The sequence below is a fragment of the Acidithiobacillus ferriphilus genome (genome assembly GCF_028215975.1).
Lineage (GTDB): Bacteria > Pseudomonadota > Gammaproteobacteria > Acidithiobacillales > Acidithiobacillaceae > Acidithiobacillus > Acidithiobacillus ferriphilus.
The window spans coordinates 177,876-192,736 of sequence record NZ_CP116458.1; the positions used below are offsets into that span (position 1 = coordinate 177,876).

17 protein-coding genes and 1 riboswitch are annotated in these 14,861 nt (G+C 57.4%); of the genes, 4 read left to right on the plus strand and 13 right to left on the minus strand.

The features are described 5' to 3' along the window. Positions 1-19: 19 nt before the first annotated feature. The 9 genes from PJU76_RS00815 to PJU76_RS00855 all read right to left on the minus strand — a co-directional run bounded on the left by PJU76_RS00815 (position 20) and on the right by PJU76_RS00855 (position 8,660). The gene (locus tag PJU76_RS00815; protein WP_215860560.1) at positions 20-286 is read right to left on the minus strand and encodes a hypothetical protein; all 267 of its coding nucleotides are present in this window, start codon (positions 284-286) and stop codon (positions 20-22) included. A 64-nt stretch (positions 287-350) separates the two neighbouring features. After that, positions 351-1,610 carry an SAM-dependent methyltransferase gene (locus PJU76_RS00820; RefSeq protein ID WP_271780076.1) on the minus strand — a complete coding sequence of 420 codons (1,260 nt, stop codon included), beginning with the start codon at positions 1,608-1,610 and terminating at the stop codon, positions 351-353. 87 nt (positions 1,611-1,697) lie between these two features. Next, positions 1,698-2,009 (minus strand): DUF190 domain-containing protein, encoded by a 312-nt coding sequence (locus PJU76_RS00825; RefSeq protein ID WP_271780077.1) that lies wholly within the window; start codon positions 2,007-2,009, stop codon positions 1,698-1,700. A gap of 10 nt (positions 2,010-2,019) precedes the next feature. Continuing rightward, the gene (gene crcB, locus PJU76_RS00830; protein WP_035194680.1) at positions 2,020-2,397 is read right to left on the minus strand and encodes a fluoride efflux transporter CrcB; all 378 of its coding nucleotides are present in this window, start codon (positions 2,395-2,397) and stop codon (positions 2,020-2,022) included. 13 nt (positions 2,398-2,410) lie between these two features. Then, entirely contained in the window at positions 2,411-2,647 is a 237-nt protein-coding gene (locus tag PJU76_RS00835; RefSeq protein WP_271780078.1) for a hypothetical protein, read from the minus strand. Between the two features lie 52 nt (positions 2,648-2,699). Next, a riboswitch (Fluoride riboswitch) is annotated at positions 2,700-2,764 on the minus strand. Positions 2,765-2,794: 30 nt separating this feature from the next. Next, the gene (locus PJU76_RS00840) at positions 2,795-4,456 is read right to left on the minus strand and encodes an ArnT family glycosyltransferase (RefSeq protein WP_271780079.1); all 1,662 of its coding nucleotides are present in this window, start codon (positions 4,454-4,456) and stop codon (positions 2,795-2,797) included. Positions 4,457-4,749: 293 nt separating this feature from the next. Further along, a complete protein-coding gene (locus PJU76_RS00845) occupies positions 4,750-5,556 on the minus strand; it encodes a glycosyltransferase family 4 protein (protein WP_271780080.1) in 807 nt (268 codons plus the stop codon). Positions 5,557-6,290: 734 nt separating this feature from the next. Next, on the minus strand, positions 6,291-7,112 hold the full coding sequence (locus PJU76_RS00850) for a class I SAM-dependent methyltransferase (protein WP_271780081.1): 822 nt from the start codon (positions 7,110-7,112) through the stop codon (positions 6,291-6,293). After that, a complete protein-coding gene (locus PJU76_RS00855) occupies positions 7,113-8,660 on the minus strand; it encodes a flippase (RefSeq protein ID WP_271780082.1) in 1,548 nt (515 codons plus the stop codon). It lies immediately after the preceding gene. A 147-nt stretch (positions 8,661-8,807) separates the two neighbouring features. Here PJU76_RS00855 and pal point away from each other — a divergent pair, with 147 nt between their 5' ends. The 4 genes from pal to queC are packed head-to-tail and all read left to right on the plus strand — an operon-like array spanning position 8,808 to position 11,537. Continuing rightward, positions 8,808-9,386, plus strand: coding sequence for a peptidoglycan-associated lipoprotein Pal (pal, locus tag PJU76_RS00860; RefSeq protein ID WP_215879489.1), 579 nt, complete (start codon positions 8,808-8,810; stop codon positions 9,384-9,386). A 20-nt stretch (positions 9,387-9,406) separates the two neighbouring features. Then, a complete protein-coding gene (gene ybgF / locus PJU76_RS00865; protein WP_271780083.1) occupies positions 9,407-10,210 on the plus strand; it encodes a tol-pal system protein YbgF in 804 nt (267 codons plus the stop codon). Further along, positions 10,210-10,854 (plus strand): 7-carboxy-7-deazaguanine synthase QueE, encoded by a 645-nt coding sequence (gene queE, locus PJU76_RS00870; protein ID WP_271780084.1) that lies wholly within the window; start codon positions 10,210-10,212, stop codon positions 10,852-10,854. Before ybgF ends, queE begins: the two co-directional genes overlap by 1 nt. Before the next feature lie 2 nt (positions 10,855-10,856). Continuing rightward, positions 10,857-11,537, plus strand: coding sequence for a 7-cyano-7-deazaguanine synthase QueC (gene queC / locus PJU76_RS00875; RefSeq protein WP_271780085.1), 681 nt, complete (start codon positions 10,857-10,859; stop codon positions 11,535-11,537). A gap of 9 nt (positions 11,538-11,546) precedes the next feature. Here queC and tolB read toward each other — a convergent pair whose 3' ends face one another. From tolB to tolQ, 4 genes are read right to left on the minus strand one after another with little or no spacing between them, the layout of a single operon-like run. Then, positions 11,547-12,821 (minus strand): Tol-Pal system beta propeller repeat protein TolB, encoded by a 1,275-nt coding sequence (gene tolB, locus PJU76_RS00880; RefSeq protein ID WP_271780086.1) that lies wholly within the window; start codon positions 12,819-12,821, stop codon positions 11,547-11,549. Further along, positions 12,814-13,755: a cell envelope integrity protein TolA gene (gene tolA / locus PJU76_RS00885; RefSeq protein ID WP_271780087.1), complete on the minus strand. Its 942-nt coding sequence runs from the start codon at positions 13,753-13,755 to the stop codon at positions 12,814-12,816. The genes tolB and tolA overlap by 8 nt, the downstream gene beginning before the upstream one ends. Next, on the minus strand, positions 13,752-14,162 hold the full coding sequence (gene tolR / locus PJU76_RS00890) for a protein TolR (protein ID WP_064218732.1): 411 nt from the start codon (positions 14,160-14,162) through the stop codon (positions 13,752-13,754). Before tolR ends, tolA begins: the two co-directional genes overlap by 4 nt. Next, positions 14,159-14,860, minus strand: coding sequence for a protein TolQ (gene tolQ, locus PJU76_RS00895; RefSeq protein WP_064218731.1), 702 nt, complete (start codon positions 14,858-14,860; stop codon positions 14,159-14,161). Before tolQ ends, tolR begins: the two co-directional genes overlap by 4 nt. Between the last annotated feature and the right edge of the window lies 1 nt (position 14,861).

Here is a 14,861-nt window from a genome sequence, read left to right on the forward strand (position 1 = left end):
ATGGCCTGGATACAGGCTATTATTGCTGTTTCATGTGACTCTTGACGTGTTCGCCTTCTTTGGTTTTCATGCCGCCTTTGGAACAGTTTCCTTCCTGGGAGCCCTTGCCCATCTTCTGGGAGCAGTTGCCTTCGCTTTTGGTGGCGGTGCTCATGGCGACGGGCTGTGCAGTCGCCATGAGCATGGTCGCGGCGTCTGCCGAAGTGGCAAGCAAAGGGAGCGTGCCGAGGGTCACGGCAAAAGCAGAGCCAAGGGCGAACGAACGGGAAAAATTAGGTTGTTTCATGGCTATTTCCTTCTGTTACCTGAACGTAGTATGTAGAGGTCGTTCAGCTCTTGCAAGGATTCCCCTACAAATCCCCCCAATCCGGAACGGCCCGACGGAAGTTGTCCTCCTGGTACTGATAGCGCCGTTCCCAGGGGCGCGGAGTTAATACCTCCCTGGTCTGTTTGATCGCCAGTACCTGATGCAGAGCCGACCAGTTGCGCCAGAAGGCATAGGCGCAGCCCGCCATGTAGATGGCCCAGATGCGATAGCGCTTGTCCCCGATCATGGCGATGGCTTCTGCTTTGCGGGCTTCCAGGCGTTGCACCCAATGGATGAGGGTCTGGGCGTAGTGGGGGCGCAGGTTCTCTACATCCAGAATCTCCAGATCCTGCCCCGCCATTTCCCATACCAGGCGCCACAAATGAGGGATCTCGCCGTCGGGGAAGACGTATTTATCCATGAAATCGCTACCGGAATGATGTCCGTCTTCGTCATCCTGCTGACCGGCGGTGATGCCATGATTCATCACCCAGCCGCCCTCCCTGAGCACCCGGTTGATCACCTGGAAATACTCGCCTAGCTTGGCGCGACCGACGTGCTCAAACATCCCTATCGAAGAGACCTTGTCGAAATAATCCCGTTCGGGAATGTCGCGGTAATCCTGCAGGCGAATTTCTACGCGGTCGGCCAAGCCCTTGCGTTCTATGTGTTCCTTGGCGTAGGCAAACTGCTGCTCGCTGAGGGTGACGCCCACGCCCCGGATTCCGTACCGCGTCGCGGCCCAGGTCAGCAGGCCACCCCAGCCGCAGCCGATATCGAGGAGCTTTTCGCCGGGCTGCAAATGGAGTTTGCGGCAGATATGATCCAGCTTCTGCTCCTGCGCGGTGTCGATATCTTCGGCGCCGGTTTTGAAATAGCCGCAGGAGTAGACCATGTTGTGGTCCAGCCAGAGCTTGTAAAAATCATTGGAGACATCGTAGTGGTAGTGAATCGCCTCGGCATCCTGGGATTTGCTGTGGGCGGCGTGATGTTTGCGAAAAATACCACCTCTGGGCTTTTTGGCGGGGAAGACATCGCCCAGCCCCTCTGCCACCGCAAGAATATCCTGATAGCGGCCATCAAGGCCGATGGTGCCTTCCACATACCCCTCGCCGATCACATCCAGCGCGCTGCCCATGAGCAGGCGCGAGAGGACCTTGGCGGAACGCAGGTGCATAGTGACGAGGGGTTGCTCGTCGAAGGTATATTCATGGCCATCCCAGAAGAGGACGCGCAGCGGCAACGGCTTTCCCTTGAGGCCTTTTTTGATGTGGTCCAAGAAGTTAGTGCGTAGATCCTTCACGTTGAGACTCCCGTTCTTTTACGATGAATGGCAGAAACACTCGGTCATATGCGCAAATATCCACCTTGGGTTGAGTATAGAACACCCTTAACCGCAATCAGCTTCCCAGCGCAGAATATGGCCCGGCGGCACCAATTCCCGCAGATGCGTCAGTACGGCATCCACCGTCTCCGGCTCATCAAAAAACTCCAGCACCAGCGGCAGATGCACATTCAGGCGCAGTATATCGTCGGCATGCATGACTCCTTTGCTGCCAAAGCCCGCGACACCGCGAAAGGCGGTGACACCATGCACCTTGTACTGATCGTGGAGCATGCGGAAGATTTCCTCCATGAGATTATGTCCGTCATGTTTATCGCCTTCTTTAATATAAATACGCACTACAGATACCGTAGTCATGCTTCACCTCTCAGATGCTGCGGGAAACCCAGGCCCCGACAAAAGCGGCACCGACGCACAGAAACAGCGATGTAAACATATAGAGCAGGCCCTTGATGGCCTCGCCATTCTCAAAAAGCACCAGCGTTTCGAGGGAGAATGTCGAAAAGGTGGTGTAAGCACCCAGTCCGCCGGTGAGTATTCCGGTGCGTAACTCAGGGCTCACAGAAATACGTTCCAAAGTCTCAAAAAACAGGAAACCCATGATAAAACAGCCCAGCACATTGATGCTCAGGGTTGCCCAAGGAAAGCCTCGGCCGAACACCGTCTGCACCAGCAAGGTCTGTCCATAACGCGCCCAGGCGCCGAGTACGGCAAACAGCGCAATGAAGCCGAATGTGGCGAACATTTTTACTCCTATATTAAATAAAAAAACACTGCCCAGAATGATGATCGGCATCAAAAATCCGCCGAGGGTCGGAGTCAGCGTCGGCACGATGAGCATGGCGGTAAAAGCCGCCACCGGCGCCGAGAAAAGCACCCAGGAAGCGGATTTCGGTAATATCCCAATAGGGGGGTGGGGAAATGGAAGGACCCGGTTCGCGCTGAAAAAGCACCGTCAAGACTTGTCCACCCTGTAGGACGATATCGCCAAGCATGCCTTCCCCTTATATGCTTTCCATGACCTTCCACCGCCCGACCTTGCGATCAGGATCAGTAGCAGTCATCAGCCTGATAAAGGCGGTTATCGGGTGGACTCCATCACCATATGCTTTAATTCATGGTAGTTTGGCGCGTTATGGAGGTCAAGATGTTTCCTGCCGTGCGCTGATGCGGAGGAGCGCGATATCCGTGTGATTGTAGATTTCGTATCGTATCATGATGGTTTGCTGCTGATAGGCGGCGGGCATCGCGGCGCGAACGGCATGCACATCACTGGCCGGACAAACCAGATAGAGCGGCTCCGGGCCGAGGATCGCAGGTAACTCCGCCAATGCCCGCAGATGACGGATGGGCATGTCGCCACGCCCGGCATAAAACAGAAAGCTCGGCTGAAACCACTGCCAGGAGGCGAGCCGGTAGGGCTGCGGGCCCTGTAGGGCGGCAATGCGTTGCCCCATCGCCCGTGCGGGTTTCACGGCGTTAATGGGTGGGGTGATGACGAAAACCAGCAGTGCCGTCAGTGTCACACCACCGACAGCCAGGGTGGCTCCAGCCTGCGGCCAGCGTTGCCGCCGAAGCAGCACGAGGGCGACCGCCGCCGCCAGCATATAAGGTATCCCGATCTCCACCATGCTCGGTAGCTGCGGTTCGCGCAAAGGCACCACCCAGGCGGCGAAGACACTCAGTGCCAACCCGATGAGGAACAGCACTCCGAGAGAGATCGTCATTCCCCAGCGCGCGGGGGACGTGGCGGCAACGCGGACTTTCTCAAAATAAGCGGCCAGCAGAATGAAGAGCGGCGGGTAGGCTTCCCAGACATAATTGGGGAGCTTGGTTGCAGACAGGGTAAAAAAGCCGATCCACGCCGTCGCCCAGACCAGCAGAAAAAGCGTCTTCGGCTGGCTGCGTAAAAAGTGCTGGCGGGAAAGCCAGATATCCCGAAAAACCTGCGGTAAAAAGACCGACCAGGGCAGCATCCCGAGAAAAGTACTGATCGGATAATACACCCAGGGGCCGCGGTGCCCCTGCATGCTGTCATCAAAGCGGCCGATATTCTGCTTGAAGATGAAGGCGCGATCCCAGGCCCAGTGGGTTTCGATGCCCACGGCAAGATACCAGGGCAGCATGATGACCAGAAAAAGCGGTATCCCCCAGTCCAGCCGACCTTCCCGCCAGAGAAAGGACAGCTCCCGGCGCAGCAACAAAAACAGTACGATGATCAGGCCCGGCAGCAGGAATCCGATGGGGCCTTTATCCAGGGTGGCGAAGGCCATGGCGGCATAGGCGATGAGCAGTTCGCGGCTGCGGATATCCGGGAACAGGTATCCGCGCAGATAACTCAGCAGGGCAACGGTGACCGTCAGAATGAGGAGGGGGTCCGGCGTGGCGCCGCGAAAAATCACCGTGCTGTGCAGCGCCGTGGCCGTCAGCAGACCGCCGATCAACGCGATGTTTTCACCGTACAGACGCCGCAGGGCCATAATCAGATAGAGGATCAGCAAGGCCCCGACGACAACGGAGCCCATCCGTAAACCCCAGGAGTTCAAGCCCAGCACCTTGACGCCGGTCCACATGAGCCAGTAATTGAGTGCTGGCTTGTCAGGCATCAGCCGCGCATTGAAGGTCGGGACCACCAGATTGTGCTGGGCAATCTGGTCCTTCAGCGACTGGGCATAGATGGGTTCGTCAATGTTCCAAAGACTGGTGTTGCCAACACCACAGCCGAAGAACAGCAGTGCCAGCAGAAAAGCCGCGAATGCCTTCAGTCCAAAGAATCGGCTGGCGGCACTATTCCGGGAGAACATGATTGGCTCCCGGTGGGGTTACACTGGCTTCGTATAAGTCGCTAAGCATTATAATCCAGATAATCGACCAGCCCCCCGCCCTATTCAGCGGGCGCTGGCAGGGTAGACACGAAGGCGGAAGCGGCCAGATGATACGGATTTGAACTGCAATGATGGGTGCCCAGGGTTTTGTTGCGGATGAACGCGGCCAGTCTAACCTGTTGTCGCATCGACCTCAATCTGCGTATCCCAAGTCGCCGCGTCAAATGCAGCGGACCGGCGCCAGAATGCCGCATTTAAAATTTTTGCACACGTTATTCATCGTTGGTGGTCTCCCGTGCATCCGCTGGCTGATAGGTGGTGTACCAGTGGTTTTCCAGAATCACCTTGAGGAGCTGCTGGGTGCTTTGTGCCCAGGTGAGATAGGGCATGTCGGCGGAGCGAGGGGCTTGGCCCTCGGCGTGGAGCTGGAGCCAGTGACGGAGGCTGTCGGCCAAGGCGGCGCTATCGGTGTTGGGGAAGTAAAAGGCGAAATCGCCCGCCACCTCATGAAAAACCGGGATATCGCGGGCGATGACGGGCAGGCCGTAATGGGCCGCTTCGATGAGAGGCAGACCGAAGCCTTCGGCGAAGGAGGCGGCCAGTAAGGCCGTCGATTGGGCGTAAAGCTGCATGAGCAGGGCATCGCTGGCCTTTTCCAGCCAGAACAGTTGCTTGTTGCGCTGGGGATGGCGGCGCAGACGGCGGACCAGAGCGTGGCTGCGCCAGCCTTCCTTGCCGACGATGACGAGGTTGATGTCCGTGCCCTCTTTCCAGAGCGCTTCCAGCGCATCGAGTGCCGGGGTGTGGCCTTTGCGCGGTTCTACGGTGCCGACCATGAGGAGGGTGGGTCGCTCGCGCAGTACCGCGAGCATGGACGCCTCGTCCTGGCGGGTACCTTCGGTGGGTTTGCTGGATGCCAGATCGGCGCCCAGGTGGAAATAGCCGATGGGGAGAGGAGACTGGCGGGCCTCGGGGTGTTGCTGCAGCCAGTCATGCACTTCATCAGCCACGGATCGGGAGTCGCAGATTATGGCGTCGGCGGTGGTGAGAACACCATTAAACCAATCGCCAAAAGCCATTGCAAATGCTTTTGGAAAAACGTCTAGCTTGATTGCAAATATGTCATATATAGTAAAAATTACGCGGAGCCCTTTCTTTCGTAGCGGCTGCAATGTGTAGAAAGTTAAAGGCAGGTGAAGGTCGGCGCAGAAAAATATATCTCCTGGATTTATTTCGACATTATTATCAGTAATATTTATCTCTTCTCCAATAAAGTGTGAGACAAACTGATTTGCCTGCAGCATTTGCCCGTCAGCAGCAATGCGAACAGGCAAGATATGGTAGCCATTAACAGGATTTTTTATTATTTCCAACAAAATAGAGCGAACAACCCGCTGAATCCCGGAGTTCAAATCTCGGATGGAAATCCCAGAAACATCAAACAAAATGTATGGTATTCTGTTTGATATAGAGACCATATTTTTCTGCTGCTCTAATTCGTGCTGTGTGAGAGGTATTGCTGTATTTATGAATATTTTTTTTAGTTTATAGTTTATAATTCGAATCATTTCTTCTGTATTTGGGAAGGGGCGCAGAACAGCTCTGGCGAGCATTATTATGCGTTGACTGTGTAGCACAGAGCTCAGGCCGAGTGATATATATGCTTCTATATGTTTCTTCATGAAGTTATTGTAGTTCATTTCTTCCAGTACGTTTAGTTAAAAGATAAGTATCCACTTGGTAGGTGATTGTTTTTCTCATTAGTTGAGACTTGGAGATTTTTATGATGTTTATGGGTGCAGGATATTTCTTCTTAAATTAGTCTAATTGTCCGTTTTTTTGCAAATACCGCATAGTTTAAATAGGCTCGTTCAGGATCATTGGCTTCGGAGAGGCTGAAGGCTATCGGGTTGGTATAAATAACACGCGCATCCACGAACCCATGCCACTGAAGCATGAATACCAATAAATCAGATGGTACAGGGCGCTGGTGAGTTGGATCGGTATAAAATGCATGAAACGCCAATGGGTGTTTGATGTTTATGGTTTCAATGAGCACGGCGCCGCCCGGCATGAGTTTTTCAAATATTATCGACAGCAAAGGGGATATTCCGTCTGGAGAGATATGCTCAATAACCTCCAGCAGTGAAATTCCAGAGTAATTTTTTTTGCTTTCCTTTAAGTGGCTTTCGGCACTGGCACAAAAGACTGATAGCCCTCTTCGTGTGGCGCGCTCGACTTCCTGGATATCCTGGTCAACACCTTCGGCGCAAATATGGTTTTGGTGCAGATAGTGGATAAACTCCCCTGCACCACAGCCTATATCGAGAAACTGCCCTTCTGGTAGCCTCCTGAGAAACGGAAGATAGGAACTGTATTGCTTGTTGAGCTCGGTTTCGTAGCCTTGGTCCCATATTTCACTAAAGTAGCTATAGAAGTTATTGCTATTCCTTTCAGTGATGGGTAGATTGCCAATGCGTGCTATGGCACGATCCAGAAAAGGTGCTGCGGGTTCGATATGACTGAAGGGCAATGGATAGGTGCTGCGACCAAATATTGCTGCCATATACTTCAGTGGCTTGAATAAAGGTGTTTTACGAAGTGCCGATTTTAGTTGTTTTTTCCAAGAGGTCACTTAGGGCTCCCACACAGGTTTTGCAGAACGGTGCCGCCAGGCATGGATACGATGCTTTATCGGTTTTGGCAGCAGGAAGAAGGAGAGTGCAATGGCGACAAGTAACGTGATGAACCCGCCAGGAATGTACACAAAAAGTGGGTTTTGGGTAAGGGCCATTATGGTGGCTATCGCAACGGGTAACAGGGTGATCCCTGAAGCAATGCCATAGGTGCGCGTAGTACCTGTAGCCACGAAACAGAAAGCAGCATCTGCGGTGCTGCGTATGACCCATGCCAACGCCGCGCCCATGATACCCCATAGATCCACCAGCCACCACAGCAATGCAAGGAAAGGGAGCAACTCCGCAAGATAGAATCTGGCCATCAGGTCTGGGCGGCCCTGGGCTGGCATCCAGTTATGGGGCAGATAGGCAGGGCCATTAATCCATATCCCGACGAGTAGCACAATGGCCACCGGTGCGGCGCGCCTGGTGAGATCGGGGCCAATCCAAAGATTGAAGAAGGGGTAAATCAGCAGGATACCCAAAACGATAAAAGGGGTCTGGATGGCCACCAACCCGCGAATACCTTCATTCAGGATCTGTTGCGCGTTCTCGCTGTTTCCACCACGGGCGAAGCGCGGAAAGAGTGCGGTGCTGAGGGCTGCAGGCAGATAAGTGAAACGCTGGGTGAGGTTGTAAGGCACCGTATAGGCGGTCACGGCGGCAGCACCCAGCATCGTGCCAATGAAAAATCGGTCCACGATGGTCAGTAAAGGTGTTACCAGCCCGGATACGCTGACCCATCCTCCAAAGCGCAACAGCGGCCCGATTTCTGGCCGGTGTATGTGGGGTAGCCCATAAAAGGGGAGTGCGCGGGCCGTGGTCGCAATCATCACGGCGACGCCGAGCAGGCGTCCGGCGAGGGCGGCGGCCAGCAGAACGGGCATGGAGCTGTGGCCAAGCATGGCGGCGGCCAGGGGCAGGATTTGCAGACCGATGACGCCGGTCATCTGACTGAGATTGAGAGCGACGAAGGATTGCCGGGCTTCTAATGCGCCCGCGAGCACTGAGATGACGGCGGTGAGCGGGACGATGGCGGCTAGCCAGGGGACGGCGTTTTCCATTTCCGGGCGGAGTTCGGCGGGGATGCGGAAGATGGCGGCGAAGAGCCATTGCCCAAGATAATATAGAAGGATCGCGCCGATGATCTCCATGCCGGTGGAGAGGAGAAAGGCTGTCCAGAAGGTGTGATTGCGGTCTTGGACGCTGTCCTGACGCGCTACCCGTTGTGCGACGGCGCGACCCAGGCCGAGATCGAACGCGCCGAAATAGCCGAGGAAGGTGAAGGCGAGCAGGAGGACGCCGTAGCGGATTTCTCCAATCTGGTGCAGGTAGAGGGGGACCGTAGCGAGACCGACGACGGTAGGCACCAGCAAGCCAAGAAGGTTGATGAGTGTTGATCGCCCGATGCTGGGTCCGTGTTTGGGGTTTTCCGATGCTTTGGGCAATGGGAGGCCGGTGGTGTGGGCATGTGCCAGGACGACTGGTTCCGGAGTCTGGTTCATAGGGCCATGCTTGTTTTGTGGGAGATGCTTAGTATCCTTCGACAATCTAGCGCGAAAGGGATCGCCCGTCGAGGCTGTGGAGGGCCGCATTGCTATTATCTCCGGCTACAGGCTACAATTCCGTAAATTTTTGCGGAGGTTAATAGTATGCGTTCGAATCTTCTGAAGGTGGTTGTCGCTGTGGCCGGGGCACTGACGCTGGCGGGATGTGCGCACAATGTGGGGAGCGGGGCTCCGACTAACGCCGGAGCGGTGGCTCCCGCCCACTCCGCAGCCACGGCCGGTTATGCCGGTGAAGGCATCAATGGCCAGAACCTCAATGCCAACGGTCCCATCGGCGGGGGCAACAGTGGCCTGACCGCCGCTGAATTGGCCGCCTTGCCGCAGCATTTGCGGGTGCATTTTGAATTCAATAGCGGCTCTATGGATGCGCAGGCCCAGCGGATTGCCGCCCAGAATGCGCAATTCATGGTCGCTCATCCCCATATTCAGGTCCGTCTGGAGGGGAATACCGATGATCGCGGTACCCAGGAGTACAATCTGGCCCTCGGTGAACAGCGCGCCGAGACCGTGAAACAGTTCCTGGAATCCCAGGGCGTCAGCGCGGCACGGGTCAGCACCGTTAGCTTTGGCAAGGACAATCCCTTGTGTACCACGAACGATTCTGTCTGCTGGGCAAAAAATCGGCGCGTGGACTTCGTTTACAGCGGTGGCTATAAGGGCTGAACGCCGAGGAGAGTTTGCTGATGACGCGCTGGCATCTTTTTCCCGTCCTTTCCTTATTATGCCTGAGCCCCTTTGCACAGGCCGAGTCAACCGGCGAGAAAGTGCTGCAGTTGCAACAGCAGATGGCGGTCATGCAGGGCGAACTGAGCAGCCTGGTGGCGGTTCAGCAGGCCAGCAAAGGCAGTCAGAGCGCGCTGGCTGATCTCCTCGCCCGGACCCAGCGTCTGGAACAGGAGGTCCGCGATCTGCGCGGCGAACTGGACACCAAAACCCACGCCCTGCAGACTCAGCAGCAGGCATTGACCGCACAACTGGCGAATCTGACTTCTGCTACAACCAGTACCAGCAGCACGGCTATCACCGCCAGTAACGCGGCGCTTATCAATTCCGCTGCGGTCATTGCCAGCGCCGCAAGTAACACCTCGGCGCCCACGATCCAAGGCTTGGGGCAGTCTGATTACCAGCAGGCTTTCGATCTGCTGCGCCAAGGCCGGTACGGCTCCGCCGTAACCGCTCTGCAGGGTTTCATCCAGAGGCATCCGCAAAGCAGTCTGGTTCCCGATGCGTATTACTGGTTGGGGCAGGCGCAATATGTGCTGGGCCAGAATGACGCAGCGCTGAAAAGTCTTGATACCGTGCAGACCCGCTTCTCCCAAAGCAGCAAGGCGCCGGAAGCCATGTTGCGCATGGCGGAAATCTATCAGGCCATCGGCCAGTCCGGCAAAGCCCGCGTCGTCCTCGACAAGATCATCAAGCGATACCCGAGCACGCCATCGGCACAGAAGGCTGAGGCGCAGTTGCAGGCATTACCCGCCAAAAAGTGATGGAGGGGCGGCTCCGCATCACGGAAATTTTCCACAGCCTGCAAGGGGAAACCCGCAGTGTCGGGCGTCCCGCGACTTTTGTGCGCCTCACGGGCTGCCCCTTGCGTTGCCATTATTGCGATACGGCCTACGCGTTTCATGGCGGCGAATGGCAGCAAATTGCCGAAATTTTGGAGGTCGTTCGCGCTGGTGGCAATCGCTTGGTGGTGGTGACGGGTGGCGAGCCGCTGGCACAGGCCGATGTGCTGCCGCTGATGACGCAGCTTTGCGATGCGGGCCATGAAGTCTTTCTGGAAACCAGCGGCGCTCTTTCCGTGGCCGGGGTGGACGCCCGGGTGGTGAAGGTGCTCGACCTCAAAAGCCCTGACTCCGGGGAGTGCGAACGCAATCTCTGGGAAAATCTGCCCTTACTTAACCCGCAGGACCAGATTAAATTCGTGCTTTGCAGTCGCGCCGATTACGATTGGGCCAAAGATGTACTCGTGCGGGAGGCATTGGCGGAGCGCTGTGAAATACTCTTTTCTCCCAGCCATGGTGCGCTTGCCTTGCGCGATCTCGCCGAATGGATACTCGCTGACCATCTGCCGGTACGCTTGCAGATTCAGTTGCACAAACTGATCTGGGGCGACCTGCCCGGACATTGACCATGCCAACGCCTGCCGTCGTACTCCTCTCCGGCGGATTGGATTCCGCCACCGTGCTGGCGCTCATGCGCCGGGACGGCTTTGCAGTCCACGCCATCTCTTTTGATTATGGGCAACGCCACAAGGAAGAATTGCACTACGCGAGACTGCTGGCACAGGCTATGGGCGCCGCCAGCCATCGGGTGGTCAATATTGATCTGGCGGCCTTTGGCGGCTCCGCACTCACCGATCCGGAAATCAGCGTCCCCGAGACCGGACTGACGCCGGGCATACCCATCACGTATGTGCCGGCGCGCAACACCGTCTTTCTGGCGTTGGCGCTGGCGTTGGCGGAAGTGCTGCGAGCCAGAGATATCTTTCTGGGAGTGAACAGCCAGGATTACAGCGGTTATCCGGACTGTCGCCCCGAATTCGTACAGGCTTTTGAGGCGCTGGCGCAGGTGGCCACCCGTCTCGGGGACGAAGCCCACGGACCGCGTATCCATGCGCCCCTGCAGTTTCTCAACAAGAGCGAGATCATTCGTCTCGGCAGCCGTTTGGGTGTGGATTACGGCATGACCCGCTCCTGCTACCAGCTCGATGCCGAAGGCCGGTCCTGTGGCCGCTGTGACAGTTGCCGTCTGCGTCGGGAAGGCTTTCAAAAGGCGGGGATTGCCGATCCCACGCCTTATCAGGGTTCCTGAGCGCCGCGGTTAATGGGGGGACCAGGCCGGCTGGCTATCCTCCCCCGCATTGCTGTGCAGAATGGCCATGGTCTTGCCGTCCAGACTGACCTCCGCCAGCACTTTGTGCCCGCCGCGCTGGGTGCCGTAGAGGATCATCTGGCCATTACCGGCGAAACTCGGATGATCGCAATTGCCTTGGGCATCCAGCACGCGCACACCGCTGCCATCCGGCTTCATCACGGCGAGGGCATAGACGCCAGCGGTGCGGTGAATGAAGGCGATCGCATTGCCGGCGGGCGAATAGACCGGACCGGCATTGTAGTTGCCGTCGTAGCTCAGACGATGCACGCCGCCGCCGCTCGCATTCATTTCATAGATCTGCGGACCACCGGCGCGGTCTGAGACAAATATGATCCGACTGCCGTCCGCTGACCAGGTCGGGGAAGTATTGATAGCGTCATCGTTGGTGAGCTTGCGGCGCTGCCCGGTGCGCAAATTCGCCACGTAGAGTTCCGTATGGCCGCCGGAGGAGCGGGCATACGCCAATTCTTCGCCGTTGGGCGAAAAAGCCGGAGCACTGACAATCTCGCCGCCGGGGGCGATGGACTGGCGCCGTCCGGTAGCCAGATCCTGCACATAAATCACGGCCCGGGCATTGGCGTAGGTCGTATAGGCCAGGCGGTGATTATCCGGCGACCAGACCGGTGAAAACACCGGCATGATACCGCGCACGATGGGGTGCGGATTCCAGCCATCGGATTCAGCCACCAGCAGTTCGTAGTTTTCGCCGGTCTGCCGGACATAGGCGATCCGGCTGGCGAAGGGGCCGGGTTTGCCGGTAAAGGCCTGGTAGATGACATCCGCGACGTGGTGCGCGGTCATGTGCAATTCAGCGGCGGAGCAGGTGAAACGTTTGGCGACGAGTTCCTGCCCCGTGCTGACGTTGTAGACATAGACGTTGACCACATACCCGCCGTTCAGCGGTTCCACAGAGCCCACGGCAAGGCCGGTGGCGCCCACCGTTGTCCAGTCGGCCGCCTTCACGCCGCTGGGCGAGCGCGGGTCACCGGGGTAGCCCGCCGGGTCAATGACCCGGAACAAACCGCTGTGGCGCAGATCATTACGGACCACATCGGCGACGGTTGGCTGTCCGGCTATGCCCGGACCAAAGGAAGGAATGGCGATAGGCAGAGCCGAGGCAACACTTTTGGTGATTTGCACCGTGAGCGCCGCCTGGGCGGGAAGTGCAACAGTCCATGATATAAGCGATAGCAGCCAAATAAATATTAACTTTTTAGCCATTACTGAGCTCCTTAGCGCTGAAGACGATATTCACAACTTTAAATTCCGAGTAAGACAACCCAATGGGTGGTGGAAACGGTGCTGCCGCTTCAATCGCAGCAATCACCGCTGAATCAAATTGCGCATTTCCACTGGACTGGGTAATTGCCGGGTCGCCTTCCAGCTGCCCTTGCGGTGAAAGCTCAATTCTTACCTGACAATGAAGATTGGGCGCAAAAACGGGCTGCCAATGTCTCTTCACGCGTTCTGCAATTTCGCTACCGAAAATAGCGGACAATCGCTGATTTTCCGCCGCCTGCTTAGCCAGCGCCGCCGCCATGTTGGCCTCGGCCTGCAGCTTGGCCCTGGCTTCCATCCGTTGCTGCAGTGCCTTGGCCCGCGCCGCCTCTGCGGCCTTGGCCTGTTGCTTGGCGAGTTGCTGCTTCAGCGCCGCAGCGCGTTGTGCGGCAGCCGCTTTTTGCGCCGCCTGTTTTTCGGCGGCGGCCTTTTCTGCCGCCGCTTTCTGCGCGGCGGCTTTGGCGGCCGCCCGTTGCGCAGCTTTCTCATGCGCTGCGCGCGCCGCCAGTTCCTCGGCCCGCTTCTCGGCGGCCTGTTTTTCGGCGGTGATCTGCGCGGTCTTCTGCTCCGCGGCCTTTTCTTGCGCCGCTTTTTCTGCGGCCTTCTGCGCGGCGCTGGGTGGCGGTGGAGTGGATGGCTTGGGTTTTACTGGCACCGGTTTTGGTGCAGGCGGTGGTACCGGCGCGGGCTTCGGCGCGGGCTTCGGTTGCGGCGCCGGTGCCGCAACCGGGGGCATGCCGCTGCTCAGTTGCGCCTGCATCGGGGTGTCTCCGGCACTCGGCACCTCCATATGAAAACTCCAGAACAAGGCCGCCAGTATCGCGCTATTGAGCGCGATGGCCAGTGCCAGCGGCCAGAACGATTTGCGTTCTTTCAATGGCCCTCCTGGCGGGTCAGCAGGCCGACATGGGAAATACCCGCCTCCTGCAAACGCGCCATGACCGCCATGACCTTGCCGTAATCCACATGCGCATCACCGCCCACCAGCACTTGCACCTGATCATGGCTGGCGGCGGCAATGTGCCGCACCATCGTCGCGAGGTCATCCAGGGCAACGGCGCTGTGACTCTGCTTGTACTGCACCGAGATAGCACCCTGCCTGGTCACCGAAATCAGCACCGGCGGTGTTTTATCCGATACCGGCTTGGTCACGCCCTTGGGCAGGTTGACATTCACCCCCTGGGTCAGCAGCGGCGCGGAAAGCATGAATATCACCAGCAGCACGAGGGTCACGTCGATGTAGGGGACGACGTTCATCTCCGCCATAAGGCGCCGTCGTTTCATGGCTGCGTCTCAGGCACCTGCCGATGCAGGATGTTGGTGAATTCGTCCATGAAAACCTCGTACTGCGCATCCAGCTTGTCCAGTTGATGGACATAGCGGTTATACGCCGCGGTTGCCGGAATGGCGGCGAATAGGCCTGCCGCGGTGGCGATAAGGGCTTCGGCGACGGGGGGCGCCACCGTCGCCAGAGTGGCCTGCCCCGCAACGCCAATGGCCATGAAAGCCGTCATGATGCCCCAGACGGTGCCGAGAAGGCCGATAAAGGGACTGACGGAGGATACGGAGGCGAGGAAGGCCAGATTATTTTCCAGGCGCCCCACTTCGCGCATCTGGGCAACCCGCATGGCGCGCCGCGCGGCGTCCAGGGCGTCACTGGGACGGATTTTATTGCGCTGGCGCTGGAATTCTTCATAACCGGCGCAGAAAATGCTGCCCGCGCCCGTCTCCAGGTTGCTGCTTCCGGAAACATGCTGATAGATCTGGCTCATCTCCCCACCGCTCCAGAAGCGCTTCTCGAAGCGCGCCAGGGCCTTGTGCGCGCTGCTAAAGACGGCAAACTTCTGGAAGATGATCGTCCAGGAGGCAACGGACGCGATGAGCAATATGATGAGAATAACCTGTACGACGCCGCTGGCATGCGTCACCAGATGGGTCATGGAGAGGGATTGGGTGGTATCGGCGACGATGTTGGGATCCATA

Coding starts and splice junctions, on each gene's coding strand:
- PJU76_RS00815 (WP_215860560.1), bottom strand. CDS start 286: ATGAAACAACCTAATTTTTCCCGTTCGTTCGCCCTTGGCTCTGCTTTT.
- PJU76_RS00825 (WP_271780077.1), bottom strand. CDS start 2,009: ATGACTACGGTATCTGTAGTGCGTATTTATATTAAAGAAGGCGATAAA.
- crcB (WP_035194680.1), bottom strand. CDS start 2,397: ATGTTCGCCACATTCGGCTTCATTGCGCTGTTTGCCGTACTCGGCGCC.
- PJU76_RS00835 (WP_271780078.1), bottom strand. CDS start 2,647: ATGCTTGGCGATATCGTCCTACAGGGTGGACAAGTCTTGACGGTGCTT.
- PJU76_RS00840 (WP_271780079.1), bottom strand. CDS start 4,456: ATGTTCTCCCGGAATAGTGCCGCCAGCCGATTCTTTGGACTGAAGGCA.
- PJU76_RS00845 (WP_271780080.1), bottom strand. CDS start 5,556: ATGGCTTTTGGCGATTGGTTTAATGGTGTTCTCACCACCGCCGACGCC.
- PJU76_RS00855 (WP_271780082.1), bottom strand. CDS start 8,660: ATGAACCAGACTCCGGAACCAGTCGTCCTGGCACATGCCCACACCACC.
- pal (WP_215879489.1), top strand. CDS start 8,808: ATGCGTTCGAATCTTCTGAAGGTGGTTGTCGCTGTGGCCGGGGCACTG.
- ybgF (WP_271780083.1), top strand. CDS start 9,407: ATGACGCGCTGGCATCTTTTTCCCGTCCTTTCCTTATTATGCCTGAGC.
- queE (WP_271780084.1), top strand. CDS start 10,210: ATGGAGGGGCGGCTCCGCATCACGGAAATTTTCCACAGCCTGCAAGGG.
- queC (WP_271780085.1), top strand. CDS start 10,857: ATGCCAACGCCTGCCGTCGTACTCCTCTCCGGCGGATTGGATTCCGCC.
- tolB (WP_271780086.1), bottom strand. CDS start 12,821: ATGGCTAAAAAGTTAATATTTATTTGGCTGCTATCGCTTATATCATGG.
- tolR (WP_064218732.1), bottom strand. CDS start 14,162: ATGAAACGACGGCGCCTTATGGCGGAGATGAACGTCGTCCCCTACATC.
- tolQ (WP_064218731.1), bottom strand. CDS start 14,860: ATGGATCCCAACATCGTCGCCGATACCACCCAATCCCTCTCCATGACC.